Annotated in this window: 15 protein-coding genes and 1 tRNA gene; 7 read left to right on the top strand and 9 right to left on the bottom strand. The window is 59.3% G+C overall.

Going from position 1 to position 15,542, the window contains the following annotated elements:
• The first annotated feature begins 130 nt into the window (after positions 1–130).
• The 6 genes from AB5Y93_RS09000 (at position 131) to AB5Y93_RS08975 (ending at position 7,774) form a co-directional block, all read left to right on the top strand.
• Positions 131–2,482 carry a glycoside hydrolase family 9 protein gene (locus AB5Y93_RS09000; protein ID WP_368229202.1) on the top strand — a complete coding sequence of 784 codons (2,352 nt, stop codon included), beginning with the start codon at positions 131–133 and terminating at the stop codon, positions 2,480–2,482.
• A gap of 912 nt (positions 2,483–3,394) precedes the next feature.
• Positions 3,395–3,700 carry a PTS sugar transporter subunit IIB gene (locus tag AB5Y93_RS08995; protein WP_010673339.1) on the top strand — a complete coding sequence of 102 codons (306 nt, stop codon included), beginning with the start codon at positions 3,395–3,397 and terminating at the stop codon, positions 3,698–3,700.
• 27 nt (positions 3,701–3,727) lie between these two features.
• Complete coding sequence (locus AB5Y93_RS08990) at positions 3,728–5,080, top strand: PTS cellobiose transporter subunit IIC (protein WP_010673338.1); 1,353 nt, start codon at positions 3,728–3,730, stop codon at positions 5,078–5,080.
• A 57-nt stretch (positions 5,081–5,137) separates the two neighbouring features.
• Entirely contained in the window at positions 5,138–6,517 is a 1,380-nt protein-coding gene (locus tag AB5Y93_RS08985; protein WP_214005495.1) for a glycoside hydrolase family 1 protein, read from the top strand.
• A 10-nt stretch (positions 6,518–6,527) separates the two neighbouring features.
• A complete protein-coding gene (locus AB5Y93_RS08980) occupies positions 6,528–6,839 on the top strand; it encodes a PTS lactose/cellobiose transporter subunit IIA (RefSeq protein ID WP_010673336.1) in 312 nt (103 codons plus the stop codon).
• 239 nt (positions 6,840–7,078) lie between these two features.
• The gene (locus tag AB5Y93_RS08975) at positions 7,079–7,774 is read left to right on the top strand and encodes a family 16 glycosylhydrolase (protein ID WP_080560416.1); all 696 of its coding nucleotides are present in this window, start codon (positions 7,079–7,081) and stop codon (positions 7,772–7,774) included.
• Positions 7,775–7,868: 94 nt separating this feature from the next.
• Here the strand turns inward: AB5Y93_RS08975 and AB5Y93_RS08970 are convergent.
• Positions 7,869–7,956, bottom strand: a tRNA-Ser gene (locus AB5Y93_RS08970).
• Between the two features lie 198 nt (positions 7,957–8,154).
• On the opposite strand from AB5Y93_RS08970, the gene AB5Y93_RS08965 reads away from it, so the two are divergent.
• On the top strand, positions 8,155–8,904 hold the full coding sequence (locus AB5Y93_RS08965) for a DsbA family protein (protein ID WP_104451745.1): 750 nt from the start codon (positions 8,155–8,157) through the stop codon (positions 8,902–8,904).
• 174 nt (positions 8,905–9,078) lie between these two features.
• On the opposite strand, the gene galE is transcribed toward AB5Y93_RS08965, so the two are convergent.
• From galE to AB5Y93_RS08925, 8 genes are all read right to left on the bottom strand, one after another.
• Positions 9,079–10,104 carry a UDP-glucose 4-epimerase GalE gene (galE, locus tag AB5Y93_RS08960; protein ID WP_042017704.1) on the bottom strand — a complete coding sequence of 342 codons (1,026 nt, stop codon included), beginning with the start codon at positions 10,102–10,104 and terminating at the stop codon, positions 9,079–9,081.
• An 85-nt stretch (positions 10,105–10,189) separates the two neighbouring features.
• Positions 10,190–11,209, bottom strand: a complete 1,020-nt coding sequence (locus tag AB5Y93_RS08955; protein WP_368229201.1) for an FAD-binding oxidoreductase — start codon at positions 11,207–11,209, stop codon at positions 10,190–10,192.
• Between the two features lie 100 nt (positions 11,210–11,309).
• The gene (gene hcp, locus AB5Y93_RS08950) at positions 11,310–12,959 is read right to left on the bottom strand and encodes a hydroxylamine reductase (protein WP_113978850.1); all 1,650 of its coding nucleotides are present in this window, start codon (positions 12,957–12,959) and stop codon (positions 11,310–11,312) included.
• A 236-nt stretch (positions 12,960–13,195) separates the two neighbouring features.
• Positions 13,196–13,663 (bottom strand): Dps family protein, encoded by a 468-nt coding sequence (locus AB5Y93_RS08945; RefSeq protein ID WP_010673329.1) that lies wholly within the window; start codon positions 13,661–13,663, stop codon positions 13,196–13,198.
• Positions 13,664–13,793: 130 nt separating this feature from the next.
• Entirely contained in the window at positions 13,794–14,336 is a 543-nt protein-coding gene (locus AB5Y93_RS08940) for a DUF3833 domain-containing protein (protein ID WP_319862045.1), read from the bottom strand.
• Between the two features lie 11 nt (positions 14,337–14,347).
• A complete protein-coding gene (locus AB5Y93_RS08935) occupies positions 14,348–14,890 on the bottom strand; it encodes a chalcone isomerase family protein (RefSeq protein WP_368229200.1) in 543 nt (180 codons plus the stop codon).
• Entirely contained in the window at positions 14,847–15,065 is a 219-nt protein-coding gene (locus AB5Y93_RS08930) for a TIGR02450 family Trp-rich protein (RefSeq protein WP_010673326.1), read from the bottom strand. Before AB5Y93_RS08930 ends, AB5Y93_RS08935 begins: the two co-directional genes overlap by 44 nt.
• The gene (locus AB5Y93_RS08925) at positions 15,062–15,541 is read right to left on the bottom strand and encodes a DUF2878 domain-containing protein (RefSeq protein WP_368229199.1); all 480 of its coding nucleotides are present in this window, start codon (positions 15,539–15,541) and stop codon (positions 15,062–15,064) included. Before AB5Y93_RS08925 ends, AB5Y93_RS08930 begins: the two co-directional genes overlap by 4 nt.
• Position 15,542 lies beyond the last annotated feature (1 nt).

Genomic DNA, 15,542 nt, shown 5'->3' with positions numbered 1-15,542 from the left:
AATCGATTTCCACTCAAGGATTGTGTGTGAATCTTGACAGTGAAATGCGGGCCGCAGGATGACTCGGTCATTTTCTGCGTGAGTGCGAAAATCGACGCCATTATTTCCGTCTGTGATCAAAGGGGTAACAATGAAAACATCTCGGCTTAGTGCCCTGACGCTTGCCATGTCTTGCGTCATTGGCTTGCATGGCTGCTCCCTGCCCAGCGCAGGAGCATCTGGTTCAGCTACCTCCTCGGCATCTGCCGGACCTGTGGGTGAATTGCTGACCAATGGGGGCTTCCAGGGAACCGATGGATGGTGGACGGCCGGGGGGACCCTGAACGCCGAGAACCAGATGGGCTGTATCACCTTCACCGAGTCGGGCTCCAATCCCTGGGATGTCATCCTGGGTCAGTCCAATCTCGGCCTGGTGCAGGGGCAAACCTACAAACTCCATTTCACTGCCATGGCCAAGAGCGACATCAACGTCAAGGCCCTGATCCAGCATGATGGCGCCCCTTACACCAACTACATGGTGCAGGACCTCGCCCTCGGCAGCACGCCCAAACCGTTCGATATCCAGTTCACACCTTCTGCCACTGACGAGAAGACCCAGTTCCAACTTCAGATGGGCACCCAGACACCGACCACTGTCTGTATCGGTGAAGCGACGCTATCGGGCCCCTCCTTGATCAAGAAATCGGAGCTGGGCAGCGTGCGCGTCAACCAGGTCGGCTATCTGAGCAAGGCTCTGAAACGGGCGACCATCGCCACCGACAGCAAGGACGCGCTCCCCTGGACCCTGCGCAATGCCCAGGGTGAGACCATCGCGGAAGGCAAGACCACGCCCTTTGGCCTGAATGCCGCATCCGGCGAGAACGTACAGATTGCCGACTTCAGTCAGGTCACCACCCCGGGCACCGGCCTGGTACTGGAGGTCGCCGGCCAGAAGAGTCATCCGTTCAGCATCGGCGATGACATCTATCACACCATGAAATTCGATGCCCTCTCCTTCTTCTATCAGCAGCGTAGCGGCATCGACATCGAAGCCAAATATGTCCAGCGCCCCGACCTTGCTCGCCCGGCAGGACACAAGCCCGAGAACGTAACCTGCTTCAACAAGCAGGACGCCAAGGGCAACCAGTGGCCTGGCTGTGGCTTCACGCTGGATGTGACCGGCGGCTGGTACGACGCCGGCGATCAGGGTAAGTACGTGGTCAACGGGGGGATCTCGGTATGGACTTTGATGAACCTTTATGAACGGGAGCAGCTGGCGAAAGAGGGTGACAAGAGCGCCTTTGCCGACGGCAAGGTCAAGATCCCGGAACAGCACAACGGCTACAACGATCTGCTGGACGAGTCCCGCTGGATGATGGAGTTCTTCCTCGCCATGCAGGTGCCCGAAGGCAAGAAGGCCTGGGTGCCGGTAGGCGATCAGTCCAAGCAGCTCGACAGCCTGAAACTGACCGAGATCGATGCCTCCGGCATGGTCTTCCACAAGGTCGCCGACGAAGCCTGGACCGGGATGCCGCTCCCGCCCCACAAGGATCCACAACCCCGTTTCCTGAGCCACCCCAGCACGGCTGCGACTCTGAACCTGGCGGCCACCGCCGCCCAGTCCGCTCGCGTATGGAAGGAGCTGGATCCGGCCTTCGCACAGCGCAGCCTGCAGGCAGCGGAACGAGCCTGGAAGGCGGCCAACCGCCATCCGGACGTCTATGCCTATGACAACTTTGTGGGATCCGGTCCCTATGATGACACCAACCTGAAGGACGAATTCTACTGGGCTGCCGCCGAGCTGTTTGCCACCACCGGCAAAGCCGAGTACAAGCAGGCCGTCCAGCAGTCCCCTCTCTATCTGGCCGCCCCCAAGGGGGATCGCAGCGCAAGCGGTGATCTCTACTGGCAGGATCTCAGCAGCGCAGGGACCATCACGCTGGCCATGGTGCCCAACAAACTGGGCAAACAGGAAGTGGAGAAGGCGCGCGCCGCTATCATCGCCGCAGCTGACGGCTACCAGAAGAGCGTGGCGACGGAGGGTTACCTTATCCCCTATCAGGCGACCGAATACCCCTGGGGCTCCAACTCCAACCTGATGAACCGCAGCATCTTCCTCGGGTTGGCCCATGACTTCACGGGAGAGCGCAAATACCTGCAGGCCATGTCCGATGCCATGGACTATGTGCTCGGCCGCAACCCCCTCGACCAGTCCTATGTGTCGGGCTACGGCAGCCGTCCGCTGAAGAATCCGCACCACAGGTTCTGGGCTCACCCCATCGACCCCGCGTCTCCCCTGGTACCACCAGGTGTACTCTCGGGCGGGCCGAACTCCATCAACTTCAGCGATCCCGTTGCCTCCACCCTCAAGGGCAAGTGTACCGGCCAGACCTGCTGGAAAGATGAGATTGGTGCCTGGACGCTGAACGAGGTCACCGTCAACTGGAATGCCCCCTTCTTCTGGACGGTCAGCGTACTGGATGAAGGTGGATTGACCCGCTGATCACCCTTCCAATGCTCCGTCCCCGTGACGGAGCATTGTTTTACTCCCCTGCCGACCTTCCCCAGGACAGCTCCCGCACCGGTCGCCGCCCTCCGCTTTACGTTTTCCATTCCCCTTTTCCGTCATCATTCAGAGGCTGACGGCAGCAGAACCCTCTCTTATCGATCATTTCATTGCATCTGACCGCACCTTCGCAACCCTGCCTTTTACATGTCCGTCTCTTGGCCACCTTATTTGCGCATCCACTTGATCCCTCATTTGCCATCAGATCTGCTGACGCCATCTGGGCATCACCCGCTCCCCGCCTCTTCTACAGTGCCCCGCGCGCGAAGCAGGCGGGAAAGCAGGATACCCGGCTCCTGAATCGGGTTTCGTGACCCTCAGCGAGAACCACAAGGCAACCCCAGGCTGAGCCCGCCATCTGAGCAAGACACTGTACAGAGCCCCTTAGCCGCCACCATGACCCCCTGCCACAAGAGGGTGAAGGAGCACGGCGATGGGCTCGGTTACCCGGGGTTGCTGGCATGGGCGCCGGATCGACACCATGCCGGAAGCGCCCCCTGCATCATGCAGGGGTGCAGGAGTGCAGGAGTGCAGGAGTGCAGGAGTGCAGGAGTGCAGGAGTGCAGGAGTGCAGGAGTGCAGGAGTGCAGGAGTGCAGGAGCAGCATGAAAACCACGACAGATTTGAAATCGATATTTCAAAATGCCAAGTCGAATAAACATGGCGCAAACCACATCATAAAAACAATTACAATTAACTGATAAATAACGATATTTTACTTTATCGACCTTATACCAGATATCCATCAAGTGATCGCGATCACAATTACAAAACCCTACTCGTGAAATCGATTTCCCACTTTGTTGCATCGATCTATAGTGAGCCCAGCTTAATAACTGAGGAATGATCATGAAAAAAATCATGTTGTGCTGCTCTGCCGGGATGTCCACCAGCCTGCTGGTGAAAAAAATGCTGGTAGAAGCCGAAAAACGGGGCCTGGCTGCCGAGATCAAGGCTTTTGGCGCATCGGAGTTCGATGACCAGATGCCCCATTACCAGGTGGTCTTGCTGGGACCGCAGATCAAGTACATGCAACCGGAGTTGCAAGCCAAGGCGGCGGCTCACGGCATCAAGGTACAACCTATCGACATGATGGATTACGGCATGCAGCGCGGCGACAAGGTGCTGGACTACGCCCTGTCCCTGATTGGTTAAGCGTGCTCACAAGGAAGGACACACACTATGAGTTCACTCTATGGGATGCTGGTCAAGTTGATCGAACAACGGATCGGCCCATTGGCAGGAAAACTGGGCCAGCAACGCTATGTTCTGGCCATCCGTGACGGTTTTATTGCCGCGCTGCCGTTCATGATCGTCGGCAGCTTCATGCTGGTCTTCATTTTCCCACCCATCTCCAGCGAAACCACCTGGGGCTTTGCCAGAGCCTGGCTGGACTTCTCCAACACCTATCGTGCCGAACTCATGTTGCCCTTCAACATGAGCATGGGGCTGATGACGGTCTTCATTTCGGTGGGCGTCGCATCCAGCCTGGCCAAGCAATACTCCCTGGACCCCATCACCACAGGTCTACTCTCCCTGATGTCGTTCATGCTGGTGGCGGCGCAATATAAAGACGGCACCATCTCCACCCAGTATTTCTCCGGTCAGGGCATCTTTACCGCACTCATTTGTGCCATCTATTCGACCGAGGTCTACGCCTGGCTCAAGCGCAACAACATCACCATCCGTCTGCCCGAGCAGGTTCCGATGGGAGTGGCGCGGTCCTTCGAGGTGCTGATCCCGGTCCTGGCGATTATCCTGACCCTGCACCCCTTCAACATGCTGCTGCAGGAAACCACTGGCATGATCCTGCCCGAGGCGATCATGTCCATGCTCAAACCGCTGGTGGCGGCTTCCGACAGCCTGCCTGCCGTCTTGCTGGCGGTGCTGTTGTGCCAGATCCTCTGGTTTGCCGGTATCCACGGCACCATGATCGTCACCGGCATCATGAACCCCTTCTGGATGGCAAACCTGGCCAGCAACCAGGCCGCATTGGCCGCAGGTCAGGCCATTCCCCACACCTTCCTGCCCGGTTTCTGGGATCATTTCCTCTTTATCGGCGGCGTGGGCTCCACCTTGCCACTGGCATTCCTGCTGATGCGCAGTCGTGCCGTGCACCTGCGCACCATAGGGCGAATGGGCGTGGTCCCCGGGTTCTTCAACATCAACGAGCCGATCCTGTTTGGTGCTCCCATCATCATGAACCCGGTCTTCTTCCTGCCCTTTATCCTGGTGCCGGTGATCAACGCCATCCTGGCCTGGTTCGCGGTGGATCTGGGTCTGGTTGAGAAGGTCGTGATGCTGACCGCATGGACCACACCGGCCCCCATCGGCGCCTCCTGGGCGACCAACTGGGCCTTCAGTCCGGTCATCATGTGCTTCATCTGCATGGGGATCTCCGCCCTGATGTATTACCCCTTCGTGCGGGCTTACGAACGCACCCTGCTCAAGCAGGAAGCCGAGACGGCTGAAGCGGAAGAAGCCGCCAGATCAGAAAAAGCAGACACAATCACACCGATTCAGAGTCAGGCGTAAGCGCCAGGCGTGCGGGCGCCACGCCGCCTGCACGCCGGTCATCAAGAGGAAACTGCAATGCAATATACATTCCCCGAAGGCTTCTGGTGGGGTAGCGCCTCGTCGGCCGCACAATCGGAAGGGGCTGCCAATGTGGGCGGCAAGGCACCGACTATCTGGGATCACTGGTTCGAGACGGAGCCACACCGTTTCCACGGTCAGGTTGGCCCGGCCAACACCTCCACCTTCTACGATCGTTATCGTGAAGACATCGCATTGATGGAACAGATTGGCCACAACAGCTTCCGCACATCCATCTCCTGGGCCCGGTTGCTGCCGGATGGTCACACCGTCAATCAGGAGGCCGTCGACTTCTACAACAAGGTTATCGATGAGCTGCTGGCCAAGGGGATCAAACCCTTCATCGGCCTGTTCCACTTCGACATGCCGATGTACTGGCAGGAGCAGGGGGGCTGGGAGAGCCGCGAAACCGTGGCGGCCTATGCCGAGTACGCAGCGCTCTGCTTCAAACTGTTCGGTGATCGCGTCGCCTGCTGGATGACCTTCAATGAGCCCGTTGTGGTAGTGGAAGGAGGGTATCTGTATGACTTCCATTACCCGAACCAAATGGACTTCAAACGGGCAGCCCAGGTGGCCTATCACATGATGCTGGCCCACAGTCTGGCGGTGAAGCGTTATCGCACACTCTCCCTGCCCGGCCAGATCGGCATCGTCCTGAACCTGACCCCCTCCTATCCGCGCTCTTCAAACCCGGCAGACTTGAAGGCCTCGTTCATTGCCGACCTGTTCTTCAACCGCGCCTTCCTCGATCCTGCGGTAAAGGGGGTTTATCCCCAGGAGCTGATCGATATCCTGCGCGAGCACGATCAGATGCCCGTGGTGCAAAGCGGCGACTGCGAACTGCTGGCCGCCGGCAAGATCGATCTGCTCGGCATCAACTACTACCAGCCGCGGCGAGTGAAGGCACGCATGACGGCCATCAACCCGGACTCCCCTTTCCTGCCTGACTGGTTCTTCGAGAATTACGAGATGCCAGGCCGCAAAATGAACCCTTATCGCGGTTGGGAAATATATGAGCGCGGTATTTATGACATATTGATCAACCTGCGCGACAACTATGGAAATATCCCAAGCTATATCTCCGAAAACGGTATGGGTGTCGAAGGGGAGCACAGATTTATTGGTGAAGATGGTCAAGTAAAAGACGATTATCGTATCGACTTCATTCGCGGCCACCTCCAGTGGATTCATACCGCCATTGCCGAAGGAAGTAATTGCCGTGGTTATCACCTGTGGACCTTTATTGACAACTGGTCCTGGATGAATGCCTACAAGAACCGTTATGGATTCATCAGCCTTGATTTGGAAAGCCAGCAGCGCACCGTCAAGAAAAGTGGTGAATGGTTCGCCAGCGTCTCTCGTAATAATGGATTTTAAGGAGTCATAAATGATGGATCTTGAAGAAGCAGTCATGGGCATCATCGTCAATGCCGGCCAATCTCGCAGTCTCTGTTTCGAAGCCCTGCGTCAGGCTCGTGCTGGCCAGTTCAGCGAAGCGGATGCCTTGCTGCTCCAGGCCACCGACGCGGGGAAGGCTGCCCATGCCGTACAAACCAAACTGATTGAAGCCGATGAGGGCGAAGGCAAGACCAAGATGACACTGGTCATGGTACATGCCCAGGATCACCTGATGACCTCCATTCTGTGCCGCGAACTGGCCACCGAACTGGTCGAGATCTATCGCCGCCAAGCCAGCTGATTTTAACTCATCGGATCGGGAGTCCGTGCTTTTGCCACCGTTATATACGGTGGCTTTTTTATTCTGGTTATACCAGCCAGCCGTCATGTCTTTCATACCTTTTTCAGGCAATTTCAAAAATATGAAACTGTCATGACGCGATACCAGTATAAGTTTCAACATCTGTTTATGGCTATTCTGATGCTGCTTGTAGTCATCAATAAAACACTCATTAATAAACACACAGGAATGTGGATAATATGCGTAAACTTGGACTGATGTCAGTATTGCTGATGGCGGGAGGATTATATTCCACTCAGGCATCGGCATGGTGGTGGAGCAATCAGGATTGGCAGGTCTCTGATGGTTGGCGCAATGGCGGGTCAGAATTTGACTGCACCTGGCGCGCCGCCAACGTCTGGATGGAGTCCGGCACGGCCATCCTCCATGCGAAATCCGACAAAGGAAACAAGAGCTGCGCTGAGCTGCGAACCTACAACTACACCCGCAAGGGTCGTTATGAGGTGCAGATGCAGGCAGGATCGGTGCCCGGCACCATCAGCTCCTTCTTTACCTATACCGGAGATGCAGGCACCAGCTCTCACTATGAAGTCGACATCGAGCTGATGGGGGGCACCAACCTGCTCCATACCAACGTCTGGATCCAGGGGCGTCAGTATCCCCAGGACATCGACCTGGGCAAGTACGGTATCTCCATCTGGAACATGGAGCGCTACGCCTTCAACATCGACGAGGCGGGAGTCACCTGGCAGGTCTTCAGCCGCACCCAGAACAAATGGGTGAGCGTGCGCCGCGAGAGCCGCCCCGTCACCAGCTGGATGCAGACGTTTGTGAATAACTGGATCAGCGCCAACCCGAGCTTCCCGCCCAGCTCCTACAACGGCCAGCCCGTCTACGCCAAATACAAGTACGCCAATGTGACGCCCTGGGAGTGATCGCGATGGTCAACTAAATCCGGGCACACGGTGGCATACCCAAAACCGAAGACACAAAAAAGCCCAACTGAATAAATCAGTTGGGCTATATGGATGGCGGAGGAGGTGGGATTTGAACCCACGGATGGTCGCCCATCGCCGGTTTTCAAGACCGGTGCATTCAGCCGCTCTGCCACCCCTCCGCAGCAGTGCGACGCATATTACCCATGCCTCCAGCCCTTGTAAATCCCCACTCCGTTTGTTTGCCCATTTATTGGGCTATCTGGCGCACAAAACCGGCAAAACCGCTGCAAACCGTGCTTTTTCAAGCGGATGGCTTGACTTGAAAACAGACTCACCCACTATAGGGGCCACTACCACATCCCCAGCAAGATGGACTTATGAGAATCAAACATGCCCTGTTCGCCGCCCTGACCGGCGCGACCCTGCTTGCGGCGCCCGTGCAGGCGAGCGAGCTGACCAAGAGCGATGTCGAGCAGATCGTGCGCGACTATCTGGTCAAGAATCCGGAGATCCTGGTCGAGATGTCCAACGCCCTGCGTGCCAAGCAGGAGAGCCAGCAGGCCGAGAACGACAAGACGCTGATAGAAGCCCATGCCAAGCAGCTCTTCGCCAACCAGGATCCCGAGAGCGGCAATCCCAAGGGCAGCCTGACGGTGGTGGAGTTCTTCGACTACAACTGCGGCTACTGCAAGCGCGCTCATCCCCTCATTCAGCAACTGCTCTCTGAGGACAAGGAGATCCGCTACATCTACAAGCAGTTCCCCATCCTGAGCGAAACCTCCTACTACGCCGCCCGCGCGGCGCTGGCGGTGAAGCTCGGCCAGCCCGACAAATACCAGACCTTCCACGACAAGCTGTACGCCCATCAGGGGCCCCTCTCCGACGAAGCCCAGGTGAAAGACGTCGCCAGGGCCGCCGGCGTGGACTGGAGCAAGGTAGAGGCGAAGATCAAGGACGGCAGCATCGATCAGAATCTGGGTACCAACCGGGCGCTGGCCGAAGCCATGGCCATTTCCGGCACCCCGGCCTTCATCATCGGCGATCAGATCCTGCGCGGCGCACCGCGGGATCTGGCCAGCCTCAAGGCCATCATCAAGGATGTCCGCGCCGGCAAGAGCATTCAGTAACCCGCGCGTTGTTCATGAAAAAACGCCCCGGCATGCCGGGGCGTTTTGCTATTCAGGCTGCAAACCATCAGGCCTGATGGGCCGTCGCGAGAAGCTGTCAGCAAGGCGAAGAGCAGTACAGGGACCCGAGTTTATATGAATAAATGAGGTTCCTGAGCAGCCCATGACCCTTGATCACGGCTTCGCAGCAGGGCCATAACCGTTCGGGTTCTGGCTTTGCCAGCGCCAGGTATCCACCATCATCTGCTCCAGACCCCGCTCAGCCTGCCAGCCCAGCTCGTCACGGGCCAGGGCCGGTTCAGCCCAGCACTCGGCAATGTCGCCGGGGCGACGGGGCTTGATCTGGTAGGGAATTGCACGGCCACTGGCTGCCTCGAACGCCTTGACCATCTCCAGCACGGAATAGCCCTGACCGGTGCCGAGGTTATAGGTGAAGACGCCGGTATCACTCTTGATGCGGGCCAACGCTTTGAGGTGACCGATGGCGAGATCCACCACGTGGATATAGTCGCGCACCCCGGTACCGTCCGGCGTCGGGTAGTCGTTGCCAAAGACCCCCAGCTCCTTGAGCTTGCCCACGCCGACCTGACTGATGTAAGGCAGCAGGTTGTTGGGGATGCCGTTGGGATCTTCACCGATGAGGCCGCTCTCGTGAGCCCCCACCGGGTTGAAGTAGCGCAGCAGCACGATGGCCCAGCGAGGATCGGATTTGGAGAGGTCACGCAGGATCTCTTCGACCATCAGCTTGGAGCGGCCATATGGGTTGGTGGCGCTGGTGGGGAAATCTTCCCGCAGGGGTACCGAGGCCGGATCCCCATAAACGGTGGCCGAGGAGCTGAACACCAGCCGGAACACGCCGGCCCTGGCCATCTCTTCGCACAGCACCAGGGTGCCGGTCACGTTGTTCTGATAGTAGGTGAGCGGGATCTGGCCGGATTCCCCCACCGCCTTGAGGCCGGCGAAGTGGATCACGGATGCTATCCTGTGCTCGGCAAACAGCCGCTGCAGGCAGGCTCTGTCCAGAATGTCCCCTTCCACGAAGGTGACCGGCTTGCCGGTGATCCGCTCGACCCGTTTGAGCGATTCGGGGGAAGCGTTGGAGAGGTTGTCCAGTACTACGACCTGCTGCCCGGTACCAAGCAGCTCGACCAGGGTGTGGGAACCGATGTAACCGGCTCCCCCCGTCACCAGAATTGTCATTTTTTATCCCGTACTTTGCTGAAACTGGGGTTGAGTCTACCCGCACGACCCGCCTGGGAAAAGCTCGGGATACCAATGACGCCCGTCAGTACTCCAGACTCACATCCCCTCTGGCGGTGCAGGAACAGGCCAGCGCCACCCCGTTCTCGAGGTCCTGCGCGCTCAAGGTCATCACGCTCTGGCGCTCGATTTCGCCTTCCGTGGTGCAGCGACAGGCGCCGCACACCCCGGCGCGGCAAGCGGCCATCATGGTCTCCCCCGCCCCCTCCAGTGCCGCCAGCAGGGTCTGGCCAGGCAGGATCTTCACCTTCTTGCCGCTCTTTTTGAGGGTCAGCCAGAAGTGGTCGCTGCCGGCCGCAACTGGCGCCGCACTCGATGCTCCAGCAGGCAGGCCGAACGACTCCTGGTGCAACTGCTCGGGGGGCAGCCCGAGCCCGGCCAGCATCTCGCTCACCACCGCCATATAGGGGGCTGGCCCGCACAGATAGACATGGCGGCTCAAGAGATCCGGCGCCAATTCCTTGAGCATCCCCGGTGTGAGCCGGCCAACCCAGGGATGAGCCGTTGGCGCCTCTTCCCCTACTTTCTCCAGCACTAAAGCATGGCGCACACCGGCATGAGCCTCGGCCAGTGAAGCCAGTTCCCTCGCGAAGATCACATCCCCGGGGGTTCTGGCGCTGTGAATAAAGCGGATATCGGCGTCCGGTCGCTTGGCGAGCTCGTCCCGCAGCATGGCCCACATGGGGGTGATGCCGGAGCCGGCGCTGAGCAGCAGCGGCCGCTCGCAGGGGAACGCGGTCAGGTGGAAATCGCCGAAGGGGCCGTCTACCCGGATCTCGTCCCCCACTTGCAGGCTCTGGTGCAGATGGTGAGAGACCAGCCCCACATCCTTGATGGTGACCTGCCAGAAAGGATCCTGCGGGCTGGAGGAGAGGGTGTAGGCGCGGCAGTGAGGCTTGCCGTCAATCATCGTGTGCAGGGTGACGCACTGGCCGGCCAGCACGGAGGGCAGGTCGCCAGCCAGGGGTTCAAATTGCCAGCTCGCCACGTCGTGGGTCTCTGCCCGGCGGGCTATACAGCGCAGGCTCAAAGAGGTGGAGGTCATCGCAAGGCTCCTCTTGCTCGGAAATAGCGTTGAAAAAAGGCGAGCCATCAGGCTCGCCAAAGGCTTACAACATGCTGAGCGTGTAAGGCTGTATCTTTGCTCAGGCCGCCAGGATCTCGGCGAGATCCGCGTCTGCCGTGGTGGTTCCTTTCAGGCCGAACTGCTCCTCCAGCACCTTGAGCAGGGCAGGGGTGAGGAAGGCCGGGGCGGTCGGGCCGGTGCGGATGTCCTTCACACCGAGCGCCAGCAGGGTGAGCAAAATGACGATGGCTTTTTGCTCGAACCAGGAGAGCACCAGGGTCAGGGGCAGATCGTTGACGCCGCACTCGAACGCGTCGGCGAGCGCCAGCGCCAGCTGGATGGCGGAGTAGGCATCATTGCACTGACCCACGTCCAGCAGGCGCGGAATGCCGCCGATATCGCCGAAATCGAGCTTGTTGAACTTGTACTTGCCGCAGCCCAGGGTCAGCAGCAGGCTGTCCTGCGGGATCGCCTTGGCAAACTCGGTGTAGTAAGCGCGCTCGGCACGGTCACCGTCACATCCCCCCACCAGGAAGAAGTGGCTGATTTCGCCAGCCTTGACCTTGTCGATCACTGCTGGAGCGGCCTGCATCAGGGCGTTGCGGGCAAAACCGATGGTGATGAAGTGCTCGAGCTCAGCGTGCTTGAAGCCTTCCAGCGCTTGTGCCTTGGCGATAACGGCGGAGAAATCTTCCCCTTCCAGGTGGGTCACACCGGGCCAGCCGACGATGGAGCGGGTGAAGATGCGATCCGAGTAGTTGCCCACGTTCGGGTCGATGATGCAGTTGGAGGTCATCACCACGGCGCCCGGGAAATTGGCAAACTCCTTCTGCTGGTTCTGCCAGGCGGAGCCGTAGTTGCCCACCAGGTGCGGGTACTGCTTGAAGAAGGGGTAGGCCAGGGCCGGCAGCATCTCGCCATGGGTGTAGACGTTGATGCCAGTGCCCCTGGTCTGCTCCAGGATGAGCTTGAGATCCACCATGTCGTGACCGGAGACCAGAATGCACTTGCCCGGTACCGGAGTGACGCGTACCTGGGTCGGCTCGGGGTGGCCGAAGGCGGTGGTTTCACCGAGATCCAGCATCTCCATGATCTTGAAGTTCAGCAGGCCAATATCCATGGCGCACTTGAACAGCGGATCCAGATCGCAGGGATCCGTGCCGAGCCAGCTCATGATGCGATGGAATTCGGCGGCGACCCCGGCATCCTGCTGATCCAGCACCCGGGCGTGTTCCATGTAGGCGGCGGCACCCTTGAGGCCGTAGAGGCAGAGCAGGCGCAGCCCCATGATGTCTTCGTTGACCTCGTTCTTGCCCCGGTTGACCGCGGTCTGCGGCGCCTGGGCAAGCTGGGCCAGCAGATCGGCACCCGGCTCGAAGCTGGCCGCGGCGGGCAGTGTGTCGGCCTGCACCGCCAGCGGTGCCAGCTTGGCGGCCAGTTGCTGGCGATAGGCCAGCGCCTGGTTGACGTAGGCGACGATGCGAGCGGAGTCGAAGTTGACGTTGGTGAGGGTGGCAAAGAACGCCTTGGGCACGAAAGCGTCTATTTCGCTGTCGACGATGCCGTGCTCGCGGGCCGCCAGGGCCCAGGCGCTGAGCCCTTGCAGGGTATAGATCAGCACATCCTGCAGATCAGAAGTTTCAGCCGTCTTGCCGCACATGCCTTGTGCATAGGCGCAGCCGTTGCCTGCCGGGGTACGAATAGTCTGTTCACATTGCACACAAAACATCATGTCTCTCCTAATTGGACATTTCAGTTATCTGTTTTGTGGCGATTCTATTCCCCTCCTGGAAAACTTAATAGGCATTCAATTTACCAATTAACATTTCATTGATGCAGATCAAATAGAAAAAAGCCGCCCAAATCGGGCGGCAAGCGGGTGGGAAATCAAGGAGAGACAACTCGGGTTTGCAACAACAGGGGCAATGATACGGGCCGGAGCATGGGCAGCCGGCCCCAGATTCATCAGGCCAGATAGGCGCGCAGCATCCAGACCAGTTTCTCCTGCTGCTGCACATAGTCGGAGAGGATGGACGCAGTCCCTTCATCACCGGCATCGGCGGCCTGACCCAGGATGCGGCGCTGGGCAACCAGCAGTTCGCGGAAGCTCGCCAGCAGGGATTCCACGCAGGCACGACCGTCATGCAGCCCCTTCTGCTCGGGGATGGCTGACACCTGGATGTAGTCGCTGAAACTGTGCAGGGGCACCCCATCCAGGGTCAGAATGCGTTCGGCCAGGGCATCGACTTTCAGCAGCAGGTCGTTGTAGATCTCTTCGAATTTCAGGTGCAGCTCGAAGAACTGGTTGCCGCGGATGTTCCAGTGGAAGCCACGGACGTTCATGTAGAGGATCTGGTAGCTGGCCAGCAGCTTGTTGAGCTCGGCGGCCAGGGCTTGTGATTGAACGGTATCAAGACCAATGGGGCTCTTCATGATTCACCTCCAGGTGGTAAGCATTATCGGGAACGGAGTCAGCTTATCCAGAAGCAGACTCAAAGGACAATCGTCCGTGCCTTACCGATCAATAGCCAATGGCTATCGTCGGCAAAAAATGCACCGGCTTTCATTGCTCAAGCCGTTCGATGTAGAGGATCACCTCGCCGAGGTGAATGCCGAACTTGCTGATCTTCGCGCGGTTGATCAGGCGATCGTCATCCAGCAGATACATCCAGTCATCAAAGCTCACCCTCACCACGCTCTCATCCGGCAGAGCCAGATCGAGTTGATAACGCCAGTTGAGGGCGAAACCCTCTGTCTTGCCTACCGCCTCCCCCACCACGTCTGAAGCCGTGCCGCGCCAGTGGCCATCCGCCCCCTTGCTCAAAAACCAGGTGCGGGTCTGCCGACGGCCATCATCGAAGTAGAACTGCTCGAACAGCTCCCCCCTGTCCTCTCGCCAGTGCCCCTGCATCTCAACCCGAAAGCGACTGGTCACTTCGCCGCTGCGGTCCGTCACCAGGCCGTGGGCCACCAGCTTGCCATTGAAGAAACGGGCGAGATCCCAGCCCGGCCGGGAGCCGCGATAATCGTCAAGACCCGCGCCGCAACCAGAGAGCCACAGCAGGGGCAGCAACCAGGCAAGACGCCACCAGGAAGAGAACTTCATGGAATACTCCATCAGTATTGGCCGCGCAGGCGGCGGGTCAGGGCGGGATCCCGGCTGTCGTCAGTCAGCCAGATGGCAAGAAACGCGGGGGCGAAGGCGGGATCATCGAGAGAGCCAAGGAGGCGATCTCGCAACCAGAAGTGGCCCGCTCCCTGCTCGTCCACATAAAAAACCAGCTTGTCGCCGGGGGCGACATCCGGCCAGAGCGTGGCCAGTCGAGCCAGCCAGCGTTGGCGCTCACTCTCGCTGCCAAGGCCGAGCCGCTGCCACTCGGCGGCGGTCGCCTCCAGCAAATCCTGGCGCTCGATGGCCCTCGCGTAGGTAATGCTGAGGGCCTGCGGGTAGCGCCCCGGCTGATAGCGGCCGCTCTCGCTGTAGAGGGTGGCGTCATAGAGCTTGAACCAGAGCCAGCGCATCTCCCCCTGTCCCACGATGCGCAGCCCCTGCCAAGGGGCGGCAACGCTCTGGGCGGTCGCAAACAGTGGCAGGCTCAAGGCCGCCAGCAGCAGGCTAGTTCCACCCCATGTGCCAACGGGCGGGATCCTCCAGTTCATGCCAGTCCATCTCCTGTTCCTGCAGGGTGTTGATATCCTGCATCACCACGCTCGCCAGATGCCCCTGGGCATCGCGCTGGCAGGCCACCACCAGGTAGAAACGCTCGGCCAGCTCGCACTGGCCATCCCTGGTCCACTTGGAAAACAACAAGGTGTCGGTCGAAAAGGTGTTCATCTCGTCTCACCCTCCAGCTTGACCGTTACCCACAGGAGTACGGGTAACCACCACATCCAGATCACCGCCAGCAGCACTGCGCTTGTCCAGATGCCCCAGGGTAAGTTTACTGCCCCCATGGCGGCCCCCGCCATATAGGAGAAGGCCCCCCCCACCATGCCGAACAGCCCCTGTTGCCAGCGCGGCAAGGGGCGAAGCCAGCGAAGGCCGTGGGAGAGGGTCAGGGCGAAACCGCACCAGAGCAGCAACAGCCAGAGCGGAAAACCGGACGGAAAGTGAAACAGGCCGAGGCGCCAGAGCAGGATGTCGAGCAGGCAGCCTGCCAGGGCGACCGGGATGAGGCGCCAGTCCTGCCCACGGCAGGGGGAGAAGATGAAATGGAGCAGCAGCATCCCGAGCAGCGGGCCCGGTTGCTGCCATGTCACCGCCAGCAACCAGTAGAGGTTGAACCCCAGCAGGTGGGCCCACTGCCACATG

This window comes from Aeromonas sp. R10-1 (genome assembly GCF_040908465.1).
Lineage (GTDB): Bacteria > Pseudomonadota > Gammaproteobacteria > Enterobacterales > Aeromonadaceae > Aeromonas > Aeromonas caviae.
This window is presented reverse-complemented; position numbering and strand designations above follow the sequence as displayed.